Origin of the sequence: Plantactinospora sp. BB1 (assembly GCF_003030385.1) — a bacterium.
Lineage (GTDB): Bacteria > Actinomycetota > Actinomycetes > Mycobacteriales > Micromonosporaceae > Plantactinospora.
This window is the reverse complement of record NZ_CP028159.1, coordinates 6,187,165-6,209,242: the sequence shown is the minus strand read 5'-3', so window position 1 is coordinate 6,209,242 and position 22,078 is coordinate 6,187,165. Positions and strand designations below refer to the sequence as shown.

19 protein-coding genes are annotated in these 22,078 nt (G+C 72.9%); 10 read left to right on the top strand and 9 right to left on the bottom strand.

Going from position 1 to position 22,078, the window contains the following annotated elements; all coding sequences use genetic code 11:
* The first annotated feature begins 85 nt into the window (after nt 1–85).
* On the top strand, nt 86–1,594 hold the full coding sequence (locus tag C6W10_RS27110; protein WP_107261662.1) for a pyridoxal-dependent decarboxylase: 1,509 nt from the start codon (nt 86–88) through the stop codon (nt 1,592–1,594).
* Here the strand turns inward: C6W10_RS27110 and C6W10_RS27105 are convergent, their stop codons facing one another.
* The 3 genes from C6W10_RS27105 to C6W10_RS27095 all read right to left on the bottom strand — a co-directional run bounded on the left by C6W10_RS27105 (nt 1,595) and on the right by C6W10_RS27095 (nt 3,704).
* On the bottom strand, nt 1,595–2,734 hold the full coding sequence (locus C6W10_RS27105; RefSeq protein WP_234361446.1) for a GlsB/YeaQ/YmgE family stress response membrane protein: 1,140 nt from the start codon (nt 2,732–2,734) through the stop codon (nt 1,595–1,597). It abuts the gene before it with no gap.
* Complete coding sequence (locus tag C6W10_RS27100; protein ID WP_107261660.1) at nt 2,731–3,135, bottom strand: PadR family transcriptional regulator; 405 nt, start codon at nt 3,133–3,135, stop codon at nt 2,731–2,733. The genes C6W10_RS27105 and C6W10_RS27100 overlap by 4 nt, the downstream gene beginning before the upstream one ends.
* Before the next feature lie 125 nt (nt 3,136–3,260).
* Entirely contained in the window at nt 3,261–3,704 is a 444-nt protein-coding gene (locus tag C6W10_RS27095) for a helix-turn-helix domain-containing protein (RefSeq protein ID WP_107261658.1), read from the bottom strand.
* A 150-nt stretch (nt 3,705–3,854) separates the two neighbouring features.
* Here C6W10_RS27095 and C6W10_RS27090 point away from each other — a divergent pair, with 150 nt between their 5' ends.
* A complete protein-coding gene (locus tag C6W10_RS27090) occupies nt 3,855–4,958 on the top strand; it encodes a GDSL-type esterase/lipase family protein (RefSeq protein WP_107264325.1) in 1,104 nt (367 codons plus the stop codon).
* A gap of 146 nt (nt 4,959–5,104) precedes the next feature.
* On the opposite strand, the gene glnA is transcribed toward C6W10_RS27090, so the two are convergent.
* Nucleotides 5,105–6,529: a type I glutamate--ammonia ligase gene (gene glnA, locus C6W10_RS27085; protein WP_107261656.1), complete on the bottom strand. Its 1,425-nt coding sequence runs from the start codon at nt 6,527–6,529 to the stop codon at nt 5,105–5,107.
* Between the two features lie 338 nt (nt 6,530–6,867).
* Between glnA and C6W10_RS27080 the strand changes: the two genes are divergently transcribed.
* The 3 genes from C6W10_RS27080 (at nt 6,868) to C6W10_RS27070 (ending at nt 8,749) form a co-directional block, all read left to right on the top strand.
* Nucleotides 6,868–7,305, top strand: coding sequence for an RDD family protein (locus C6W10_RS27080; RefSeq protein ID WP_107264324.1), 438 nt, complete (start codon nt 6,868–6,870; stop codon nt 7,303–7,305).
* Nucleotides 7,306–7,478: 173 nt separating this feature from the next.
* Nucleotides 7,479–8,525 carry a LacI family DNA-binding transcriptional regulator gene (locus C6W10_RS27075; RefSeq protein WP_234361445.1) on the top strand — a complete coding sequence of 349 codons (1,047 nt, stop codon included), beginning with the start codon at nt 7,479–7,481 and terminating at the stop codon, nt 8,523–8,525.
* 2 nt (nt 8,526–8,527) lie between these two features.
* The gene (locus C6W10_RS27070) at nt 8,528–8,749 is read left to right on the top strand and encodes a hypothetical protein (RefSeq protein ID WP_107261652.1); all 222 of its coding nucleotides are present in this window, start codon (nt 8,528–8,530) and stop codon (nt 8,747–8,749) included.
* A gap of 6 nt (nt 8,750–8,755) precedes the next feature.
* Here the strand turns inward: C6W10_RS27070 and C6W10_RS27065 are convergent, their stop codons facing one another.
* Complete coding sequence (locus C6W10_RS27065; RefSeq protein WP_107261650.1) at nt 8,756–9,448, bottom strand: DUF4191 domain-containing protein; 693 nt, start codon at nt 9,446–9,448, stop codon at nt 8,756–8,758.
* A gap of 300 nt (nt 9,449–9,748) precedes the next feature.
* On the opposite strand from C6W10_RS27065, the gene C6W10_RS27060 reads away from it, so the two are divergent.
* The gene (locus C6W10_RS27060; RefSeq protein WP_159079596.1) at nt 9,749–9,931 is read left to right on the top strand and encodes a hypothetical protein; all 183 of its coding nucleotides are present in this window, start codon (nt 9,749–9,751) and stop codon (nt 9,929–9,931) included.
* Nucleotides 9,932–13,027, top strand: coding sequence for an AAA family ATPase (locus C6W10_RS27055; protein ID WP_234361444.1), 3,096 nt, complete (start codon nt 9,932–9,934; stop codon nt 13,025–13,027). It begins immediately after the preceding gene.
* A 42-nt stretch (nt 13,028–13,069) separates the two neighbouring features.
* Here C6W10_RS27055 and C6W10_RS27050 read toward each other — a convergent pair whose 3' ends face one another.
* A complete protein-coding gene (locus C6W10_RS27050; RefSeq protein ID WP_107261646.1) occupies nt 13,070–14,545 on the bottom strand; it encodes an NAD(P)/FAD-dependent oxidoreductase in 1,476 nt (491 codons plus the stop codon).
* 154 nt (nt 14,546–14,699) lie between these two features.
* A complete protein-coding gene (locus C6W10_RS27045) occupies nt 14,700–15,788 on the bottom strand; it encodes a lipoyl synthase (protein ID WP_369937027.1) in 1,089 nt (362 codons plus the stop codon).
* A 464-nt stretch (nt 15,789–16,252) separates the two neighbouring features.
* Here C6W10_RS27045 and aspS point away from each other — a divergent pair, with 464 nt between their 5' ends.
* On the top strand, nt 16,253–17,578 hold the full coding sequence (aspS, locus tag C6W10_RS27040) for an aspartate--tRNA(Asn) ligase (RefSeq protein ID WP_107261642.1): 1,326 nt from the start codon (nt 16,253–16,255) through the stop codon (nt 17,576–17,578).
* Nucleotides 17,579–17,623: 45 nt separating this feature from the next.
* On the opposite strand, the gene lipB is transcribed toward aspS, so the two are convergent.
* The gene (gene lipB, locus C6W10_RS27035; RefSeq protein ID WP_107261640.1) at nt 17,624–18,280 is read right to left on the bottom strand and encodes a lipoyl(octanoyl) transferase LipB; all 657 of its coding nucleotides are present in this window, start codon (nt 18,278–18,280) and stop codon (nt 17,624–17,626) included.
* Between the two features lie 93 nt (nt 18,281–18,373).
* On the opposite strand from lipB, the gene C6W10_RS27030 reads away from it, so the two are divergent.
* The gene (locus C6W10_RS27030) at nt 18,374–18,898 is read left to right on the top strand and encodes a hypothetical protein (RefSeq protein ID WP_107261638.1); all 525 of its coding nucleotides are present in this window, start codon (nt 18,374–18,376) and stop codon (nt 18,896–18,898) included.
* An 81-nt stretch (nt 18,899–18,979) separates the two neighbouring features.
* Here C6W10_RS27030 and C6W10_RS27025 read toward each other — a convergent pair whose 3' ends face one another.
* Nucleotides 18,980–20,818, bottom strand: a complete 1,839-nt coding sequence (locus C6W10_RS27025; RefSeq protein WP_107261636.1) for a DUF2079 domain-containing protein — start codon at nt 20,816–20,818, stop codon at nt 18,980–18,982.
* 117 nt (nt 20,819–20,935) lie between these two features.
* Between C6W10_RS27025 and C6W10_RS27020 the strand changes: the two genes are divergently transcribed.
* Nucleotides 20,936–21,982, top strand: coding sequence for an ATP-binding protein (locus C6W10_RS27020; RefSeq protein WP_234361443.1), 1,047 nt, complete (start codon nt 20,936–20,938; stop codon nt 21,980–21,982).
* The last annotated feature ends 96 nt before the right edge of the window (nt 21,983–22,078 follow it).

Below are 22,078 nucleotides of genomic sequence, written 5' to 3'. Positions count from 1 at the left end.
GCGGTGGTGGCAGGGTGGGACCGGCCCGGCTCCGACCCGGGCGGACGGCGCGCCGCTGGCCGCGCCCGGAGCGGAGGAGGAGCGCGTGGGCGACCCGTTGGACGATCGGAACGCGGCGGCGGCGGTGCTGCGCCAGGTGTACGAGGCGGCCGGTCCATACCTGGACTCGCTCGCCGACCGCCCGGTGCACGAGCGGGCCACCGAGGCGCTGCTCGGCGAACTCGCCGGACCGGGCGACCCCGCCCGGGTGGCCGACGGCGCTGCTCCGGACGGTGCGCTGCCGGAGCGGGGCCTCGGATCGACGGTCGCCCTGGAGCGGCTGCTCCGGATCGGCACCGCCGCCGCGACCCACTCCAGCGGGCCACGCTTCTTCCACTTCGTCATCGGCGGCGCCACCCCGGCCGCGCTGGCGGCCGACTGGACCGCCGCGCTGCTGGACCAGAACGCGGGGTTCCGGGCCTCCTCCCCGCTCGCCGCCGAACTGGAGGCGACCGCGCTGCGCTGGCTGCGCGAGCTGTTCGGGCTCCCCGACCGGTACGGCGGGGCACTGGTCGCCAGCGCCACCTTCGCGAACTTCACCTCGCTGGCCGTCGCCACGCACTGGTGGGCCGAGCAGCACGGCGTGGACGTCGCGGCGGACGGGCTGGTCGCACTGCCCCGGATGCCGGTGCTCTCCGGCGGCTACCTGCACGCCAGCGCCCGTAAGGCGTTGCAGATGCTCGGTCACGGCCGGGACAGCGCCGAGGTGTACGCCCGGGACCGGGTGGGCCGGGTCGACCTGCCGGCGATCGAGCGGCGGCTCGCCGAGCTGGACGGGCCGGCGGTGCTGATCGCCAACGCCGGGGAGGTGAACGCGGGCGACTTCGACCCGGTCGACGCGCTCGCCGACCTCGCGCAGCGGTACGGCGCCTGGTTGCACGTGGACGGCGCGTTCGGGCTCTTCGCCGCGCTCTCGCCCCGGACCGCCGGGCTGCTGCGCGGGATCGAGCGGGCCGACTCGATCGCCTGTGACGGGCACAAGTGGCTCAACGTGCCGTACGAGAGCGGTTTCGCGTTCCTCCGCGAGCCGGCCCGGCTGCCGGTCGCGTTCGGGATGCCCGGCACGACCTACCTGCCGGGGCCGGGCAGTCCACTCTGGTCGGGCCAGCCGGGGCCGGTCGACTACGCCCTGCACGGGCCGGAGTCGTCGCGCCGGGCGCGGTCGATGCCGATCTGGGCGACCCTGGCCGCGTACGGGCGGGAGGGGCACCGGGCGATGGTGGAGCGGCAGCTCGACCTGGCCCAGCGCCTCGCCCGGGGAGTGGACGAGGCGCCCGACCTGGAACGGCTGGCCGAGGTGCCGCTCTGCATCGTCTGCTTCCGGGCCGCCCCGGCGCACGTACCGCCGGACGAACTCGACGACCTCAACCGGCGGCTCGGCGCGGCCCTGCTGGAGGACGGCCGGGTCTTCGTCGGCACCACCGTCTACGACGGCCGGGTCGCGCTCCGCCCGGCGATCGTGAACTGGCGGACCACCGAGACGGAGATCGACCTGCTGGTCGAGGTGGTACGCGAACTCCTCGCCGAGCTTGCTCCCGCACCCCGGTCCGGTTGATCAGGGCGCTGCCCGGCCGCTCGCGGCGTCGGCCCGCCGTACGACGTCGGCGACGTGTCCGCAGGTCGGGCACGGGTTGCCGACCGAACGTGCCCGGATCGCCCGGTACCGGGCGCCGTGCCAGGCGACCACGATCAGCAGCAGGCCCGCGCCGGCCAGCGTGAGCACGACGGCGGTGGCGGCGAGTTCGCCCCAGGTCAGGGCGCCGCCCCAGTACCACTCGGCGATCGGTTGGATCCCGAGCAGGCTGGCCGGGGTGACCAGCGGTACGACCGACCACAGTGCCCTGCTGTCACCGGTGAGCGCCCGAAGGAGACCGAAGGCCAGAACCAGTCCGACCAGTCCCACACTCGCCATCCCCAGCACCTCGACCGTGGAGTGGTAACTGGTGAACCAGTTCCCGCCACCCTCGGCGACCTCGAACAGCGCGGCCACGGCCGTACCGGTCAGCGCCCCGAGCAGTGGCGGGATCCGGCCCGCCCAGCCGGGACGGGCCGGCAACGCCAGCGCCGTCAGGCCGAACGCCAACACCGGGACGAGCACGTAGAGCGGGGGCCGGGGCAGCCCGGACAGCGGCGCGGCCGGGATCACGGCCAGCGTCAGCAGGATGGCGGCGGCGACGCCCCGGCGTGCCCAGCCCGTCGGCAGTACCGTCGTGGCGAGCGCGGCCAGCAGCCAGCCGACCCAGAGGAACACGCCGAGGCTCTGCGCCGGGCCGACCTGCGCGGGCAGCACGTCGGCCGGCAGGTTCGTGAACTCGACCTGGATGAGCAGGAATGCCGCGAGCGCCGCCAGCGCGCTCACCGCGACCGTCGCGGCGACCGGCAGGGCGGCGGCGAGCCCGAGGGCGCCCTGCTCGCGCAGCCGTTGCCGCAGCCCGCCGCGGAGCACGTCGACGGCGTCGTGCCGGGAGGGCCAGCGCCGATCCTGATCCACCAGATCGAGGTACGTCCCGACCAACTCGTCGCCCCGACTCGACCGGTAGCGATTCGGGTACGCGTAGAGCAGTCGCCGGTAGCGCCGCTCCAGCGGATTCACCTCGGCGGTCGGGTCGTCCTGTGCGGTCCCGTCGGGCTGCTCGGTGATGCCGGGCTGCTCGGTGCCGTCGGGCTGGTCGGTCGTGCCGGGCTGGTCGGTCATGCCGGGCCTCCGGCGAGCCGGATGGCGGGGCGGACCGTCGGCGCCGGACGGGTGGCCGACCCCTCGGACGCTCGGGCGCCACGGGCCCGCAGGCGTTGGCTCGCGGCCTCGACGTTCCGGCGTAGCCGCTCGGTCTCGGCGGTGAGCGCGGCGGTCCCGCTGTCGGTGAGTCGGTAGTAGCGGCGGAGCCGGCCGCCGACGATCTCCTCCCGGTCCGGCTCGACCAGGCCCTCGTCGGTGAGCCGGTCGAGCGCGCCGTAGAGGGTGCCGGGTCGCAGCGACAGCCGGCCGTCGGAGAGCGCGGCGACCTCGGTGACGATGCCGTAGCCGTGCATCGGCTCCCGGGCCAGGGCGGTGAGGATCAGGAACGTCGGTTCCCGCAACGGGACGGGTGTACTCATGCCGGAGACTATATACCGGTGACCAAGCTATAACGGTCAAGAAGCTATCCGGCGCGGTGACTCGGCAGTGGCGCCGGCTCCGCCGCCCCGCCGGTCGGCCGCCCTGCCGCGCCGCCGCTCGGCGCTCAGCTGGCCCGCGCGTCGTAGTGCTCGCGATTGGCGAGCACCTCGTCCATGTGTGTCTCGGCCCAGTTCTTGACGCCGCGTATCACCTGCTGGAGCGAGAGGCCCAGGTCGGTCAGCTCGTAGGTGACGGTGACCGGCACGGTCGCCGTCACGGTGCGGGTGAGCAGGCCGTCGCGCTCCAGGGAACGCAGCGTCTGGGTCAGCATCTTCTGGCTGATCCCGGCCAGCCTGCGGGACAGCTCGGAGTAGCGCATCGGTCGCGGCTGCCCGACACGGTCGCATCCGGACTCGTGTGGACCGTCGCTGCCGAGCGCGGCCAGGACCAGCGCCACCCACTTGTCGGAGATCCGGTCGAGCAGTTGCCGGCTGGGGCAGCGCGCCAGGAAAGCGTCGTAGTCCGCCTTGGCCTGTGACCGCCGCTGGGTCGCCGTCATCGTCGCCATCGATCGCCCCTCCCGGTATCCGTACCGACGGGTGTCCTACGCACTTTCAGGTGCGTACTTCCCGTTGGAGAGTAACCGGTCCATCGTGGTGCAGGACAGTCGTCGAAGACAGCAGGAGCCGAGCCGACCCATGAACAAACTGGAGTGCCGATGATCTGGACAGCCGGCTTCCGTACCGCCGTGATCAGTCCCTACGAGCAGCTCAAGCTCAGCGAACCGCGCGGCTTCGCCGACCAGACGGTACGTCAGGTGCTGCACATGGCCGGCGGCGGAGAACGCCTCCGCGTACGCCTGACGAACCGTTACGGCCGCACCCCGCTGACGATCGCCGCCGCGACGGTCGCGGTCGAAGACGGTCGGGCCGACCTGACCTTCGACGGTACCGAGAAGATCGTGATCCCGCCGGGAGCGGAGGTCGTCGGTGACCCGGTCGACCTGCCCGTCGCCCCCGGCACCGACCTGTCGCTCAGCCTCTATCTGCCCGAGCAGACCGGCCTGGCCACCTACTCCCACATGCCGATGGAGGTGGCCCGGATAGTCGGAGGGAACCATGTCACGTCCGCCGAACTTCCCAGGGCCGAGCGGGTGGAAGCCAGGTTCTACGTCTCCGGCGTCGATGTGCTCGCCCCGGACGACACCGCGATCGCCGTGGCGTTCGGCGACTCGTGGTTCGAGGGGGTCGGCTCCACGACCAGCGCGAACAACCGCTCCGTGGACTTCCTCAACCGTCGCCTCGGGCGGGGCTGGGTCGTCAACCAGGGCATCGCCGGGAACCGCCTGCTGCGGGACGAGATCGGCGAGCACGGGCTGGCGCGCTTCGACCGCGACGTGCTGGCGATTCCCGGCCTCACCCACGTCCTGCTGCACTTCGGCATAAACGATCTCGGCCTCCCCGGCATGTCGGGCGAGGCTCTGCCCAGCGCCGACGACCTGGTCAAGGGCTTCGAGACGCTGGCCGGTCGCGCCCACCAGGCCGGCCTGAAGATCCTGGTCGCCACCATGGGTCCCTTCGCGGGCGCCGTCTACGCCGGGATCAGTACCCCCGAAGGGCTGGCCGTGCGGCGCGAGGTCAACGACTGGATCCGTACCAGCGGCATCTTCGACGCCGTCTTCGACGTGGCCCGAGCCGTCGAGAACCCCGAAGCCCCCGACTACATCCATCCGGCGCTGGACAGCGGCGACGGCATGCACCTCAACGACAACGGCGCGCAGGCCATGGCCGAGGCCGTGGACCTGGAAACCCTCGCCCTCTAGGTTCCAGCGCGGAGTCCCTCCAGGTTCCAGCACGGAGTGCGGCGCGCCGCAGACCGGGCCCTTGCGGGTCGGTCTGCGGCGCGCCGGAGGTGCCTGTGCCGGGTGGCCCGAGGGGTGCGTGGGCGCCCCCGGGCCGGCGTCCGGTGCTAGACGTCGAAGTACATCGCGAACTCGTGCGGGGTCGGCCGCAGCCGGACCGGGTCGACCTCGTTCGCGCGCTTCCACTCGACCCAGGTGGAGATCAGGTCGGGGGTGAAGACGCCACCCTCCAGCAGGAAGTCGTGGTCGGCCTCCAGCGAGTCGAGCACCTCGGGCAGCGAGCCGGGCACCTGCTTGACCGAGCCCCACTCCTCCGGCGGGAGGTCGTAGAGGTCCTTGTCGATCGGCTCCGGCGGCTCGATCTTGCTCTTGATGCCGTCCAGCCCGGCCATCATCATCGCCGAGAACGCCAGGTAGACGTTGGCCGACGGGTCCGGCACCCGGAACTCGACCCGCTTCGCCTTGGCGTTGCTGCCGGTGACCGGGATGCGGGTGCAGGCGGAGCGGTTCCGCTGCGAGTAGACCAGGTTGACCGGGGCCTCGAAGCCCGGGACCAGCCGGCGGTACGAGTTGATCGTCGGGTTGGTGAAGGCGAGCAGTGACGGTGCGTGGTGCAGCAGGCCGCCGATGTACCAGCGGGCCATGTCGGAGAGGCCGGCGTAGCCGGTCTCGTCGTAGAAGAGCGGCTCGCCGTTCAGCCAGAGGCTCTGGTGGGTGTGCATGCCGGAGCCGTTGTCGCCGAAGAGCGGCTTCGGCATGAAGGTCGCGGTCTTGCCGTTCGCCCAGGCGGTGTTCTTCACGATGTACTTGAAGAGCTGGAGCTGGTCGCCCGCGTGCAGCAGGGTGGAGAACCTGTAGTTGATCTCAGCCTGGCCGGCGGTGCCCACCTCGTGGTGCGAGCGCTCGACGGTGAAACCGGCGCCCAGCAGCCGCTGGACGATCTCGTCGCGCAGGTCGGCGTAGTGGTCGACCGGCGGGACCGGGAAGTAGCCACCCTTGTACGGGGTCTTGTAACCCCGGTTGCCGCCCTCCTCCTCGCGGCCGCTGTTCCAGGCGCCCTCGATCGAGTCGATGTAGTAATACGCCTGGTGCGCCGAGGTCTCGTGCCGGATCGAGTCGAAGATGTAGAACTCGGCCTCCGGGCCGAAGTACGCGGTGTCGGCGATGCCGCTGGCCGCCAGGTAGGCCTCGGCCTTCTTCGCCACGTTCCGCGGGTCCCGGGAGTATGCCTCGCGGGTGAACGGGTCGTGGATGAAGAAGTTCAGTGCGAGCGTCTTCTGTGCCCGGAACGGGTCGATGAAGGCGGTGGCGACGTCGGGGAGCAGCAGCATGTCCGACTCGTGGATCGCCTGGAAACCACGGATCGACGATCCGTCGAAGGCGAGACCGTCGGTGAAGACCGATTCGTCGAACGACTCGACCGGCAGGTTGAAGTGCTGCATCACGCCGGGCAGGTCACAGAAACGAACGTCGACGAACCTTACGTCCTCGTTCTTGAGGTATCGCAGGAGTTCCTCGGGGTTGGCGAACACACGTCCTCCTGGCACGTCCACTGATGGCTAGGCTGGTGGCGACGCTATGGCCATGCGATTGCCCGAGCATGTCTCTGATGTTTCTGCCGTGTTACGTCGTCTGCGGAGCGTGATCCCCGCAGGTGACCGGCCCGGGTCTACTCCGGGATGATACTCCGGTTTGACGGGTTGGCTGAGTTTGTCGCGTTTCGCTCGCCGCCCAGGGTCGCCGTACGGCCGCGGTGGGTGTCGGCGGGGCCGCCCGGCCACGCGGTCGGGCCGGCGTCCGGAGTGTCGGACGTCCCGGTCGGCGGAGCCAGCCGGTGGGTGGCGGTGCCGGGCCGATACTCTGGTCGACCGTGGCAACACCGCAGAACAGTGCCGCTCCGCTCGGGCCGGCGGCCGACCCGACCAGCCCGCTGCCGAGCCTGTCGCGCCGGTTCGGTGCGCTGAGCATCGACTGGATCCTCTGCCTGCTCGCCACCAACCTCTACGCCGACCCGATCGCCGACAGTTGGGCGCCGGTCCTCACGCTGATCGTCGTCTACGGCTTCTTCATCGGCCTCTTCGCGCAGACGCCGGGCATGTGGGTGTGCCGGATCAGATGCGTCGGGTACGCCGACGGCGGCCGGATCGGCATCCTCCGTGCGCTGCTCCGGGGCACCCTGCTGGGGCTGGTGGTGCCGGCGGTGATCATGGACGACCGCCGGCGTGGCCTGCACGACCGGGCGGCCGGCTCGATCGTGCTGCCCGTGCCGTCGTCCAAGCCGGTCGGCGGGTCCACGCCCACCCGCTGACCCGGGCTGCTCCGGCCCCGCGCCGGGGCCGAACCCTTCTCCTCCCTTTTCTCGCTCCGTCCGGGACGGCGGATCGAGACTGGCGAATCGCGCTGGAGCGGCGTACTGTATCGATTCAGAAGGTCTACTGGATCGATACAGAAGGCGGACCGGTGAAGCCGACACTGCAAACAGTGGCCGACGCCGTGGGCGTCTCCCGCAGCACGGTCTCCAACGCCTACAGCCGGCCCGACCAGTTGTCACCGGCACTGCGCGAGAAGATCCACGAGGCGGCCCGCCAACTGGGCTACCCGGGGCCGGACCCGACCGCACGGTCGCTGCGGCGCGGCCGGGTCGGCGCCATCGGGGTGCTCTTCACCCTGGCGCTCTCCTACGCCTTCACCGACCCGTACGCGGTGCAGTTCCTCCGGGGCATCGCCGAGACCGCCGAGCGGCACGGCAGCGGCCTGCTGATCGTCCCGCTCTCCGAGTCGGAGGAGGAGGCCGGCATCCAGGCGGTCCGGAACGCGGCGGTGGACGGCTTCTGCGTCTACTGCGTACCGGCCTGGCACGGGGCGCTGGACGTGACCCGGTCCCGTGGACTGCCGACGGTCGCCGCGGAACGCCCCGCCGAGGTGGGACCCGACACCATGTACGTGGGGATCGACGAGGCCGCCGCCGCCCGTACCGTCGGCAGTCACCTCGCCCGGCTGGGGCATCGCCGGGTCGCGGTGGTCTCCGACTTCCTGGTCGCGCAGCGCCGTACCGGACCGGTCACCGTCGCCGACCCGGCCGAGATCCGGTACGACGTCACCCGCGAACGGCTGCGCGGCTTCGCCGAGGGGCTGGCCGAGGGCAGCGTCGACTGGCCCGACCTGCTGCTCTGCAACGCCGCCGCCAACAGCCGCACCGAGGGAGCCAACGCGGCGGCGTACGCGCTCGACCGCGCGGACCGGCCCACGGCGGTGCTGGCCATCACCGACCTGCTGGCGCTCGGGGTGCTCGACGCGCTCGCCACCCGCGGCCTGCGACCCGGTCGGGACGTCTCGGTCACCGGCTTCGACGACATCCCGGAGGCCGCCGCCGCCGGGCTCACCACGATCCGGCAACCGGCGGTGGAGAAGGGCGCGATCGCCGGCCGGCTGCTGCTGGAGCCACCGGAGGATCCCGCCGACCGTCAGGTGCTACTCCCCACCGACCTGGTCGTCCGCGCCTCGACCGGTCCCGTCGAAAGGAAGTGACCATGGATCCCGTCGGTTACCACCTCGCGCTCGGTGCGACCGAGCGACACGTCCGGTCCGCCCGGCCGGAGGCACCGGTCCGGCCGGACCGGGAGTCGAACCCCGGCGGTGGCCCGGGCCGGCTGCGTCGCGGCACGGCGGCGATGCTGCGGCAGGTCGCCGACCGGCTCGCCCCGGCCCAGCAGGTAGGGCCCGCCCCGACCACCCGGACCTGCACGTCCTGACCCAGGCTACCGGCCGCGCATCTGCCGGAAGGCCCCCTTGGGCGGGCGCATGTTCTTCGGAATCGCGCCCTTCGGCAGTTGCGGCCGGGCCGCGGAGAGCGCCTTGAGGCGCTTGTCCAGGGCGTTCACGTCCTTGCCCTTGAGGTTCGGCGGCAGCCGCAACAGGGTCGTACGCAGCTTGCGGATCGACAGCTCGTCCTCGCCCTGCCCGATCAGGTAGTCGTAGAGCGGCGCCGTGCCGATCACCTTGGCGAGCCGCCGCTTCTCCTGGCCGAGCAGGCTGCGGGTCCGCTGCGGGTTGCCCTCGCCGAGCAGGATCACCCCGGGCTTGCCGACGACCAGGTGCACCATGTCCATCTGGGTGGTGGAGCTGACCGCCGGGGTGACCCGCCAGTCACCCCGCATGCTCTCCAGGATCTGCGCCGCCGCCCCCGGCTGCCCCTCGGCGGCGTTCATCATCGCCCGGTTCGAGCGCAGGTTGAGCACGATGAGCAGGGCGAGCAGGGCGACCAGGATGCCGATCGGCAGCCAGAGCCAGCCCCAGGACAGCACCGCGACCACGGTGAGCGCGATCGGGACCAGCACCGCGACGACGGCGAGCGGCACGAACCACTTGTCGCGTTTGGCGGTGAACGAGAACACCATCCCGATCTGCTTCAGCCGCTGGCCGAACGACACCTTCTCCTGCGCCTTTGCCATGCAACGGAGTCTAGTGGGCCGGGACCGCCGGCCCGATCCCCGGCCGGGCACCGCAGCCCGGCCCGGCCGGTCGCCGCCGTACCGGCCGGTCGGGCGGGGCCGTGGGACGCCGGCCGGGGATCGGGGCGACCGGCTGGCGAGCTGGGCCGGGTAAGGACCTTACGGCCGCACGGCACCGCAGGTGGGCGGAACTAAGGAGGCCGGCCGGGCGGACATGAGGCGGAACGCCAATGCGGCCGGGGTGCCTTCCGGCGAAGAGTGGACATCAGCGAAGAGAACCCGATCGAATGGAGCTCGACGATGTTCAGCACCGACGCCCACTTCCTGCTCACCCTGCACCGTACCCACGCCGCCGAACTGCGGGCCGAGGCCGACTCGGCCCGGCTGGCCTCCTCGGTGGCGCGCGGTTCCCGCCGGGACCCGAGGCGCACCGCGCGGAAACGGCGGCTCGACTCCGCCGCGTCCCGCGCCCCGGCGGCCTAGGTGAACCCGGACACGGCCCTCGCCGTCCGCCGACCCGACCGGGTCGACGGGCGGTCCGCCGCCCCGGGCACCGGTCCGGCCGGCCGCCCCGGCCCGCCGACCGGGGCCGGTGCCGCCGTCCGGATCTTCGAAGATCCGGCCCGGCGTGGCATCCTCGATCCCGTGACCACTCGCGCCGCCAGCAGCGTTCTCGTCGGCCGTCAGTCCGAACTCGCCGTCCTGCGGGACGCACTCAAGCGGGTCCGGACCGACGAGCCGACTGCGCTGCTGGTGGGCGGCGAGGCCGGGGTCGGCAAGAGCCGGCTGATCGAGGAGTTCGGCCGGCACGCCGTCGCCGACGGCAACCAGATCCTCGTCGGCCAGTGCCTCGAACTCGGCGAACAGGGCCTGCCGTTCGCGCCGTTCGCCGCCGCGCTCCGCCAGGTGCTGCGCCGCGACGGGGCGGCGGCCTTCGAGGGGTACGAGCGGGAGTTCGCCCGCCTGCTGCCGGAGCTGGACCGGCTCGGGGCGGTGTCGGCCGGCGTCGACACCCGGCACGCACCGGACGCGCCGGGGCTCTCCCTGGACCCGCACCGGGGCTACCTCTTCGAGCTGGTCGCCGGGCTCTTCACCCGACTCGCCGCACAGCGCCCGCTGGTGCTGGTGATCGAGGACCTGCACTGGGCCGACCGGTCGACCCGGGACCTGATCGCCTTCCTGGCCCGCGCGGTCCGGCCGTCCCGGGTGCTGCTGATCTGCACCTACCGCTCCGACGAGCTGCACCGGGGACACCCGCTCCGCCCGTTCCTGGCCGAACTCGACCGGGCCCGGGGCGTCGAACGGCTCGAACTCGACCGGCTGGACCGGGAGGGTACCGGTCAGGTGCTCGCCGACCTCTTCGGCTTCGAGCCCAGCGACCGGGCCATCGACACCATCCACGACCGGACCCAGGGCAACCCGTTCTTCGTCGAGGAACTCGCCGCCGCCAGCGACCCGAGCGGCTGCGCCGACCTGCCGGACACCCTGCGCGACCTGCTGCTCGCCCGGGTCGACCGGCTGCCCGAGCCGGCCCAGCGGGTGCTCCGGATCGCCGGGGCCGGCGGCACCCGGATCGCCCACGAACTCCTCGCCGAGGTCGCCGGAGTGCCGGAGACCGAGCTGGAGGAGGCGCTCCGGGCCGCCGTCGCCGCCCAGCTCGTGGTCGCCGACCCCGACGGCGGCTACGAGTTCCGGCACGCCCTGGTCCGGGAGGCCGTGCACGAGGACCTGCTCCCCGGCGAGCACGCCCGGCTGCACGCCCGGTACGCGGCCGCGATCGAGGCGCAGCCGCAGCTCGTCGCCGACGGCCGGGTCCCGGCCGAACTGGCCCACCACTGGTACGCGGCACACGACTATCCCCGGGCGCTGACCTCGGCCTGGGCCGCCGCCGAGGCGGCCGGCTCCCGGTACGCGTACGCCGAGCAGGGGCGGCTGCTGGAACGGGTACTCGAACTCTGGGAGCAGGTGCCGGACGCGGAGCAGCGACTCGGCCGCGACCACCTCGACGTGCTGGAGGCGACCCTCTCGGCCACCTCTACCGCCGGCGACTACAGCCGGGCGCTGACGCTGACCCGCGCCATGCTGACCGAACTCGACGGCGCGGCCGAACCGGTCCGGACCGCCCGGGTACGGCTGCTGCGCGGGCGGCTGCTCCGGATCCTCGGCAAGTCCGACGGCGCCGAGGACCTGCGCGCGGCGTACGGGCTGGTCGCCGACGTCGACGGCGATCCGCAGCGGGCCCGGCTGCTCGCCGAGATCGCCTTCCAGATCGCCCGGGTCGACCGTGCCGAGGGGGCCCGGATCGCCGCCGAGGCGGTGGCCGCCGCGACCGCACTCGCCGACGAGGACGCCGTGCTGAGCGCGACGCTCGCCGCCGGCTGGGTGTGCAGCCGCGCGGTCTCGTCCGATGCCGGGCTGGCCGACCTGCGCCGCGCCGTCGAGCTGGCCCGGGCGGCGGGCGACCCGCAGACCCTGGTGACCGCCCTGGTGGTCAGCTCCGACGCGCTCTGCGAGGTCGGCCGGTACGCCGAGTCGGCCGAGGCGGCCGCCGCCGGGTACGCCGAGGCGAGGCGGGTCGGGATCAACCGCTCCACCGGCGCCTTCCTCCTCTCCAACCAGGCCGAGGCGCTGATCGCACTCGGCCGGTGGGACGAGGCCGACGAGCTGTGCGGGCAGGCGGCCCGGCTCGACCTGCCCGGCATCAACGGCTACCACTGGTTGCAGTTGCGGGCCGGGCTGCGGCTCGCCCGGGGCCAGGCCGGTGCCGACGAGCTGGTCGCCCGGGCGTTGGGCTTCCTCCGCCGGCCGTACCTGCCGCTGGAGTTGCCGCTGCACGAGCTGCGGGTCGAGGCGGCACTGGCCGGCGGGGACGTCCCGGCGGCGGTGGAGGCCGCCCGGGCCCTGCTCGGCCGGCGGCTCGACACCGACCCCCGGTACGCCTGGCCGGCGCTGGCCGCCGCCGCCCGGGCCGCCGTGGCGGCCGCCGACCCGGAACTCGCCGACCGGGTACGGGCGGCGCGCACCGGACTCGCCGCCCGCTACCCGGCCGAGGTGGCGTACGCGGCCCAGGTGTCGGCGACGCTCGCCGCCGCTGCCGAGGCGGTGCCGTGCTGGCAGGAGGCGGTGGCGGCGTGGCGGGTGGACGGTCAGCGGTACCCGCTCGGCCGGGCACTCTTCTGGCTGGCCGAGGCGGCGGCCACGGCCGGGGACCGGACGCTGGCGGCGAGCGCCCTGGAGGAGGTGTCGGCGATCGCCGGTGAGCTTGCGGCCGTACCCCTGGGGGAGCAGGCGGCGACGCTGGCCCGGCGGCTCGGGTTGCGGGCCGGGCCCGGCGCGGCGCCCGGCACCGACCTGCTCACCGCCCGCGAGCAGGAGGTGCTGCGGCTGGTCGCGGAGGGGCACAGCAACAGCCGGATCGCGCAGCGGCTCTACATCTCGCCGAAGACGGCGAGCGTGCACGTCTCCCGGATCATCGCCAAGCTGGACGTGGCGAACCGGATCGAGGCGGCGGCGGTCGCACACCGGCTCGGGCTGCTCGACCCGCAGCCGACCCGGGACGACGGCGTCCCGGCCGGCTGACCGGTCTTCCGGGGTGTCCCGGCCGGTGGGGCGCCTCGGGGGTCAGCTCGGGACGGGGTCGCGGGGGAGCACCGGGGCGGCCCGGCCGGTGCCGTGCTCGCCGGGGCCCTTCTCCTCGTGGTACTCCTCCTCCACGTTGACCGTCCACACGTCGTGGTCGGTGCCGTCCAGGATGTTCGACACCGAGAGCAGCGCGGTCATCATCGAGTGGTCGGCGTTGTTGTAGCGGTGCATCCCGTTGCGGCCGACCGGGTGCACGTTCGGCACCTCGGCGGCGAGCCAGCCGCGGATCGTCGCGACGTTCTCCTTGTAGGCGAAGTCGTAGAACGGGTAGGCGCGGGGCATCCGGACCACGTAGCCGGTCTCGACCGAGCCGGGACGGACCAGGCCGAGCCGCTCCAGCTCGGCGGTGCCGAGCGCGACCAGGTCGGCGTCCGGACTGTTCCACAGCTCGTCGCCGATGTTGAGGAAGTACTCCAGCCCGAGGCAGGTCCGGCCGTCCTTGACCAGGTACGGCGACCAGGAGCCGAAGTTCTGGATCCGCCCGACCTTCACCTCCGGGGCGTGGATGTAGATCCAGTTGTCCGGGAAGCTGAACTCGGCCGGTACCACCAGCGCGACGGTCAGGAAGTCGCGGTAGAACAGCTCGTTCGCGGCGGCGCGTACGGCCGGCGGGGCCGGCGGGTCCATCGCCAGCACCAGGTGCGAGATCGGCATCGACGACACCACGTGGTCGGCGGCGACCCGGCGCGACCCGTCCGGCCCGGCGACGGTGACCGCGACCGCCCGGCCGCCGGCCCGGTGCACGGCGGTGACCCCGGTGTTCAGGTTGACCCGGCCGCCGCGCTTCTCGACGAGTTCGGCGCAGCGTTCCCACATCATCCCGGGACCGTGCTTCGGATAGTTGAACTCCTCGATCAGGCTGGTGATGTCCTTCTGGTTGCGCCGGGGCAGCAGCGCGTTGAGTACCGCGTTCGACAGCGACAGGTTCTTGATCCGCTGCGCCGCCCAGTCGGCGGAGAGCTGGGTCGCCGGTACGCCCCAGAGCTTCTCGTTGTACGTCTTGAAGAAGTGCTCGAAGAGCCGTCGGCCGAACCGGGCGGTCACCCAGCCGGCGAGGTGGGACTGGTCCTTCGGCGGCGCGACCTTGGCCCAGAGATACGAGCCGACGCAGCGCAGCGCCTCGACGATGCCGAGGTTGCGCAGCGCGTTGCTGGCCTTGAGCGGATAGTCGTACAGCTTCCCCCGGTAGTAGATCCGGCTCATCCGGGGCCGGAGCAGGAAGTCCTCGGCGGGCAGGATCTCGTGCCAGAGCGCCTCGACCTGGGGCACCTTGGTGAAGAAGCGATGCCCGCCGATGTCGAACCGCCAGCCGTCGCGTTCGACGGTACGGCTGATCCCGCCCACCACGTCGTCGGCCTCGAACACTTCGACGGTGGCGTTCCGCTTGGTCAGCTCGTACGCCGCGGTCAGTCCGGCGGGGCCGGCGCCGATGATCACGGTGTGGGGTGCTGTCATGCTTCTATTCATCACCTTCGACGTGTTGCCGGCAAGCACCTCCCGGCTGACGGCCGGAATCTAACACGCTGCGACAGGTGGAGCGCGCTTCGCCACCGCGCGTGGGCGAGCCGGGGTGAAGGTGGAAAAGAGGCTGGCGAGACCGCCGCCGGAGTTACCGGGCCGTGGTGCCGGCCGGTGCGGTCCGGGCCTCGACGGCCTGCTGGTAGAGCCGGCCGGCACGGTACGACGAACGCACCAGCGGCCCGCTCAGCACCCCGGCGAAGCCGATCTCCTCGGCCTCCTCGCGCAGCTCCACGAACTCCTCCGGCCGAACCCACCGCTCGACGGGGTGGTGCCGGGGCGTCGGCCGCAGGTACTGCGTGATGGTGACCAGCTCGCAGCCGGCGGCGTGCAGGTCGCGCAGCGCCTGGGAGATCTCGGCGCGGTCCTCGCCGAGCCCGAGGATCAGGTTGGACTTGGTCACCAGCCCGGCGGCCCGGGCCTGGGTGAGCACGTCGAGCGAGCGCTCGTAGCGGAACGCCGGCCGGATCCGCTTGAAGATCCGGGGTACCGTCTCGACGTTGTGCGCGAGCACCTCCGGCCGGGCGCCGAAGACCTCGGCGAGCTGTGCCGGGTTGCCGTTGAAGTCGGGGATCAACAGCTCCACCCCGCAGTGCGGCAGGGCCTCCAGGATGCCCTCGGTGGCACCGTCGGCGTCGGCCGGCCGCTCCCGCCGGGTCAGCGCGTGGATCTGCCGGACCGTCTCGGCGTAGAGCCAGGCGCCGCCGTCCGGCAGGTCGTCCCGGGCCACCCCGGTGACGGTGGCGTAGCGCAGCCCCATCGCGACCACCGACTCGGCGACCCGGCGCGGCTCGTCCGCGTCGAAGTCGGCCGGCTTGCCGGTGTCGATCTGGCAGAAGTCGCACCGGCGGGTGCACTGGTCACCGCCGATCAGGAAGGTCGCCTCCCGGTCTTCCCAGCACTCGTAGATGTTGGGGCAGCCGGCCTCCTGGCAGACGGTGTGCAGGCCCTCCCGGGAGACCAGCCCACGGAGCTGGGTGTACTCCGGACCCATCTTCGCCTTGACCTTGATCCACGGCGGCTTGCGCTCGATCGGCGTCGCCGCGTTGCGGGCCTCGACCCGCAGCAGCCGACGCCCCTCCGGCGCGACAGGATTGCCGGTACGGATCTCCGGTGCGGTCACGACGCTCACCCCTCCGGCTTCGGCGGCGGAGGATGGCGCGGAGTGCTCGATGGTCACGAATCCGAGCCTACGCGCCGAGGGGTCGGCCGATCGACCAGAGGCGACCGGACTCACGTGCCGGACCAGGTGATACCACTCACGCCGCCCTCCGCTGACGCGAGCGGCGCCGGGGGCGGATATTCGGTGTCAGCCCGCCACCCGCCTCGGCTACCGTCCGGGCAGAGCGTTGACGGAGCCGAGTACCACCCGACAACCGGAGTCCAGAGAGTCACCGTCGCTGGAAAGGTGATCTCCGGCCGGGCTGGGAAGACCCTCCCGAGCTGCGGGAAGAACGGCGCCCCGGCGCCCGGTAGACCCCGCCGTCCGGCCCGCGTCACGGGCCACGAACGAGGCCGCCGGCCGTACCGCCGGTGGTGAAGGTGTGGTGGCACCGCGAGTTCCCGCTCGCCCACACTCCCCGGGGTCTTACGGCGCGGTCCGCCTCGGGCGCGCGTCGCGACACGCGACAGGAGTGAACACAGGTGCCACGGGTCCTTTCCACGTCCCTGCCGGCGCACGTCGGCGCGACCGTGACCGCCGCCGGCTGGGTGCACCGGCGCCGGCAGCTCAAGTCGGTGACGTTCCTGATCCTGCGGGACGCCGCCGGACTCGCCCAGGTGGTGGTGACCGACGCCGCGCTGCGGGCCCGGCTGGCCGAGCTGCCGGAGGAGTCGGTGCTGGAGGTGACCGGCCGGGTGGTCGGCAACCCCGCCGCGCCCGCCGGGGTCGAGGTGGCAGACCCGACCGTACGCCCGCTCGGCGACCCGGCCGTGCCGCCACCCTTCGACGTGTACCGCCCGGAGCTGACCGCGGCCCTGCCGACCCAGCTCGACCACGCGGCGGTGGCGTTGCGCCATCCCACCCGCTCGGCGGCGTTGCGGGTCTCGGCCGCCCTGGTGGCCGGGTTCCGGGCCACCCTCGACCGGCTCGGCTTCGTCGAGGTGCACACCCCGAAGCTCGTCGCCGCCGCCACCGAGAGCGGCGCGAACGTCTTCGCCCTGGACTACTTCGGCCGGCCCGGCTACCTCGCCCAGTCGCCCCAGTTCTACAAGCAGATGCTCGTCGGTGTGCTGGAGCGGGTCTACGAGGTGGGGCCGGTGTTCCGGGCCGAGCCGCACGACACCACCCGGCATCTGACCCAGTACACCTCGCTGGACGTCGAGTTCGGCTTCGTCACCGACCACCGGGACGTGATGCGGCTGCTCCGCGAGGTACTCGCCGGAATGCTCGACCGGCTCACCGACCTCCCGACGCCACAGCCTCTGCCGGCGCAGCCTCTGGCGGTGCCGGCGCAGCTTCCGGCGGTGCCGGTGGAGATCCCGGCGGTGCACTTCGCCGAGGCGCTGGCGCTCGCCGGGGCGCCGCCGGACGAGCCCGACCTCGCACCGGCACACGAGCGTGCGCTCGGGGAGTGGGCCCGGACCGAGCACGGCTCCGACTTCCTCTTCGTCACCGGCTATCCGCTGGCCAAGCGCCCCTTCTACACCCACCCGGCCACCGGGCAGAACCCGCCGGGCGCCGCCGTGACGCGGGCGTACTCCAACGGGTTCGACCTGCTGTTCCGGGGCGTGGAGCTGGTCACCGGGGGGCAGCGGCTGCACCGGTACGCCGACTGTCTGGCCGCGCTCGCGGAGCGGGGCGAGCCGGTCGAGCCGTACGCCGGCTATCTGGACGCGTTCCGGCACGGCATGCCCCCGCACGGCGGCTTCGCGATCGGCCTGGAACGCATGGTCGCCCAACTGCTCGGCCTGCCGAACGTCCGCCAGGCCACCGCCTTCCCCCGCGACCCGCACCGCCTCACCCCGTGAGCGGGGCCGGCTCCCACTGTTTCGGGGAGACAGCGGGATCTCGCCTCAGGGGAGCAGGGTGCGGAGGTGCCGCTCGACGATGGGGAGCACTTCGGCGGTGGTGACGGGGCGGTCGAGTTCGGCGCTGAGCGAGGTGACGCCGACGTCGCGCAGCCCGCAGGCGACGATCCGGTCGTACGCGGCGAGATCGCAGTCGCAGTTGATCGAGAAGCCGTGCTGGGTCACGCCCCGGGCCACCCGGATGCCGATCGCGGCCACCTTGCGTTCCGGCCCGCGCTCGTCGGCCGGCACCCAGACCCCACTGCGCCCCTCGACCAGCATCGCCCTGTGCAGGCCGAGTTCGGCGCAGACGTCGAGCAGCAACCGCTCGGTGCGCCGGACGAAGGCGACGACGTCCACCGGCAGCCCGGTGTCCGCGCCGGGGAGCTTGAGGATCGGATAGCCGACGAGCTGACCCGGACCGTGCCAGGTGATCTTGCCGCCCCGGTCCACGTCGATCACCGGCGTACCGTCGATCGGCCGGTCCCAGGGCTCGGTGCGCTTGCCGGCCGTGTAGACGTCGGGATGTTCGAGCAGCAGTACGGTGTCCGGGCGCTCCCCGGCGACCACCGCCTCGTGCACCCGACGCTGCTCGTCCCAGGCCGTCAGATAGTCGACCGTCCCGAGCCGGAGACTGGTCAAGCCGGCAACTGTGCTGGTCACCGCTCCAGCTTAGTGGGCTACCGGCGGGTCGCTCCGGTTCGTGGCGGGGCTCACCGGCGCGCGGTCGGAGGCCGGGGCGGGGATGATGCCCGGATGGACGCGTTGTCGACCACGATGATCCTGCTGCATGCCGGGGTCTCGGCGCTGTGGCTGGGCTCGATGGCGTACAGCCTCTTCGTGGTGGCGCCGAAACTGACCCGGATGCTCGGCGGCTCCTCCGGCAGAACCGATGAGCGGCAGGAGGCGGATGACGCGCAGGAGGCGGAGGACGCGCAGCGGGTGGAGGATGCGCAGCGGGTGCTGGCGCACGGTAACCGGTGGCCCGTGGTCGGGCTGGTCGGGGTGCTCTGGGTGACCGGGCTCGTCCTGGTGCTGCTGGCCGGCGACCGCTCGACCGGCTGGTGGCTGCTGGTCGCCGCCAAGGCGGTGCTGCTGGCCGCCGCGAGCGCGCTCTTCTGGTGGGTCTCCTGGCGGGGCTGGCCGCGCCGGGTCTTCGCGCTGCCGACCGAACTGCCGGCGCTGGCCCGCCGGTTCCGCCGCGTCGCGGTGCTGATGCTCGGCCTGGTCGCCGCCGCCTACACCCTCGGCATCCTCGCCGCACATCCCGGAGCGGCGTGAGCGTCATGACCACGTAGCGTCCGGCCGACCGGGAGCAGCCGGACGCTACGTGATCATGATGGTGTCGGGTTGGGGTGGGGGTTAGGGGGTGAGGCGCCAGAGCCAGACGTCGGCGACCCGCTCCGGGGGGCCGAGCAGCGCGGTGGTGACCTCGCGCAGCGCGTCGGTGTGGATCGGGAACTTCGCCCCGTGCGCCCGGTCGGTGAGCACCACCGCCTCGACCCGCCAGTAGCGCAGGTCGGCCCGGGCGGCCGCCCGGTCGGCGTCGGTGATCACCGGCCGTTCGCCGGTCTCGGCCACCCGCATCAGCAGCGCGTCGGTGGCCCGGGGCACCGGCCCGATCCGGCCCCGCCCGTCCGGCCCGCCGGGGCCGAGGAAGAAGCCGGACGGGATCCGGAACTCGCCCTGCCGGTGGCTGAGCGCGTACGCCTGCCAGCGTTGCCCGTCCGGCGCCAGGTCGAGGGTGAGCGGCAGCGGGGTGAGTACCCCGCCGGGTGAGACGTACTGCCGCCAGGTGCCGGCGGTGACGAACTCCGGGATCGGTTCCCGGGCTGTGCTGAGCAGCGGCACCGGCAGCAGTGGCAAGAGTGCCACGGCGAACCCGGCGATCCAGCCGACCCGGGCCCGCCGGGACGGTGCGGCGGCCCGGAGCAGGTCGACGGTGTGCGCCAGCAGCAGCCCGACCAGCGGGGCCACCACCAGGGCGAGTCGGGACGGCAGGGCGGCGTTGAAGACCGGCAGGTGACCGAGCAGGGCGTACGGCAGCGGCACGTCGGTGTGTGCACCGAAGATCTTCACCCGGGGGCCCCAGGAGAGTACGGCGAAGACCAGCGTGGTCACCCCGATCGCCCGTACCGTGGCCCGGCGCTCCAGGCCGGCGCGCCGCCACAGCACGACGAAGCAGACCACGGCCAGCACCAGCAGCGGCAGCCCGAGGAAGGAGTTCTCCTCGGTCGGGTTCGGTGCCAGCGAGGTGCCGAGCCCGGCCTCCCCGGCCAGGGTCCGCTGCGGGTACGCCCCGTACGCGGCGATGTCCTCGGCATGGATCACCGGATCGAATCCGGTGCCGTGGAACCGCTGCGGCCCGAGGAAGTGCAGCCACAGCGGGTACGCCAGCAGCACGAACGCCACCAGCGCGGTGACGCCGAGCCCGCGCAGGAAGTCCGGCAGTGCCGCCCTCGCCTCGGCCCGGCGGTGCCGGTCGAGTGCCCAGGTGCCGAAGAAGACCGCGCAGGCCAGGGCGGTGAAGAAGAGCCCCTCGGCGGCGATGGAGAAGGCGATCGCCACCAGCAGCCCGAGCAGCAGTCCGTTGCGGAGCCACCGGCCGGGCCGGCGCAGCCGGAGTATCCCCCAGAGCAGCATCGGGACGACCCAGCCGGCGCTCCAGTTCAGGTGGGCGTTGGCGTGCGCGACCATGCCGGGGGCGAAGCCGATGAAGAGCCCGCCGAGTACCGCCGCCGGGGTGCTCCGGACGAGTTTCCGGGAGAGCAGCCAGTACCAGCCGAACGCCGTGGCGGCGATGTTGCCGGTGAGGATCACCAGGAAGGTGGCCGGGGCGCCGACGGAGTAGGTGAGCGGGGCGAAGACGGCGGCGTAGACCGTGACCGAGGTGTTGACCGCGAGGTTGACCCCGTCCGGGACGTTCACCAGCTCGGTGAAGAACGGGTTCTGGCCGTGGGTGAGCGCGTGCGCGCCGTACGCGAGGAGCCACTCGAAGAGGGCCTGGTCGCTGGAGTTGACGGTGATCGCCCGGCCGTTGGGGTCGAGCCAGAGTCCGCTGGTGACCCAGCCCGCTCCGACGATCGCGACCAGCGCGACGAGCAGGTCGGTCCGGCGGCTCCGTCGGGCGCCCGGGGGCGTGGGCGACGGCGGCGACGGGGGCGAGGTCGGCCCGGCGAGCGCGGGCGGGGAGTGCGGCACGGGCCGGAGGTTACCAACCCCGGCCCGACACGCCGAGGAAGCGGGCAGCTTGACGGGTCCGATGGAAATGATTTCCAATTGGATTAACGTCGCAGAGTGCACCGGAGGACCCGTACCGTGAAAATCTCGTTCGTCGGCAAGGGCGGCAGTGGCAAGACCACCCTGGCCGCCCTCTTCGCCCGGCATCTCGCCGCGTCCGGCCCGGCCGGCGGCTCACCGCCGCTGCTCGCCATCGACGCCGACATCAACCAGCACCTCGGGACGGCGCTCGGCGCCACCGAGGCGGAGGCGGCCCGGCTGCCGACGCTCGGCGACCACCTGCCGCAGATCAAGGAGTACCTGCGCGGCGAGAACCCGCGGATCTCCTCGGTCGAGGCGATGGTCAAGACCACCCCGCCGGGGCGCGGCTCCCGGCTGCTGCCGGTCGACGGCGACAACCCGCTCTACGCGGCGGTGGTCCGCGAGGTGGCCGGGGTCCGGCTCGCGGTGACCGGCCCGTTCGGCGCCGACGACCTCGGGGTCTCCTGCTACCACGCCAAGGTCGGCGCGGTGGAGCTGCTGCTCAACCACCTGGTCGACGGCCCGGGGGAGTACGTGGTGGTGGACATGACCGCCGGGGCAGACTCGTTCGCCTCCGGGCTCTTCACCCGGTTCGACGCGACCTTCCTGGTCTGTGAGCCGACCCTGCGCAGCGTCGGCGTCTACCGGCAGTACGTCGGCTACGCCCGGGAGTACGGCGTCCGGGTGCACGTGGTCGGCAACAAGGTCGACGACGCGGGCGACGTCGAGTTCCTGCGCCAGCACGTCGGTGCCGACCTGCTCACCTGGCTGACCCGCTCGGACTACGTGCGCAGCGCCGAGCGGGGCGTACCGGCACCGGTGCACGCCCTGGAGCCGGGCAACCGGGCCGCGCTCGACCTGCTCCGGGCCACCGTCGACGAGCAGGTGCAGGACTGGGCGACCTTCCAGCGGCACGCGGTGGAGTTCCACCTGCGCAACGCGGCCGCCTGGGCGAACGACCGGGTCGGCGAGGACCTGGCCGGCCAGGTGGACCCCGACTACCTGCCCGGACCGCAGGCGCTGCCCGGACCGTCGGCGCTGCCCGGACCGCCGGCGCTGACCGGGTCGCCGGCGGTGGCCGGGTCGGAGGCGGCGGTTCGCTGACCGCCCCGGTGGCCGGCACCCCGAACGGTGGTGCCGGTCGGAGATGTGCCGCCGGTCCGGGCCAGCCAGCCCGGGTCGGGTCGAATCCACGACAGG

Excerpts from the sequence above, each read along its gene's own strand:
- C6W10_RS27105 (WP_234361446.1), bottom strand. The coding sequence starts at position 2,734 with ATGACCGACCAGCCCGGCACGACCGACCAGCCCGACGGCACCGAGCAG.
- C6W10_RS27100 (WP_107261660.1), bottom strand. The coding sequence starts at position 3,135 with ATGAGTACACCCGTCCCGTTGCGGGAACCGACGTTCCTGATCCTCACC.
- C6W10_RS27095 (WP_107261658.1), bottom strand. The coding sequence starts at position 3,704 with ATGGCGACGATGACGGCGACCCAGCGGCGGTCACAGGCCAAGGCGGAC.
- C6W10_RS27090 (WP_107264325.1), top strand. The coding sequence starts at position 3,855 with ATGATCTGGACAGCCGGCTTCCGTACCGCCGTGATCAGTCCCTACGAG.
- C6W10_RS27070 (WP_107261652.1), top strand. The coding sequence starts at position 8,528 with ATGGATCCCGTCGGTTACCACCTCGCGCTCGGTGCGACCGAGCGACAC.
- C6W10_RS27065 (WP_107261650.1), bottom strand. The coding sequence starts at position 9,448 with ATGGCAAAGGCGCAGGAGAAGGTGTCGTTCGGCCAGCGGCTGAAGCAG.
- C6W10_RS27060 (WP_159079596.1), top strand. The coding sequence starts at position 9,749 with ATGTTCAGCACCGACGCCCACTTCCTGCTCACCCTGCACCGTACCCAC.
- C6W10_RS27050 (WP_107261646.1), bottom strand. The coding sequence starts at position 14,545 with ATGACAGCACCCCACACCGTGATCATCGGCGCCGGCCCCGCCGGACTG.
- C6W10_RS27030 (WP_107261638.1), top strand. The coding sequence starts at position 18,374 with ATGGACGCGTTGTCGACCACGATGATCCTGCTGCATGCCGGGGTCTCG.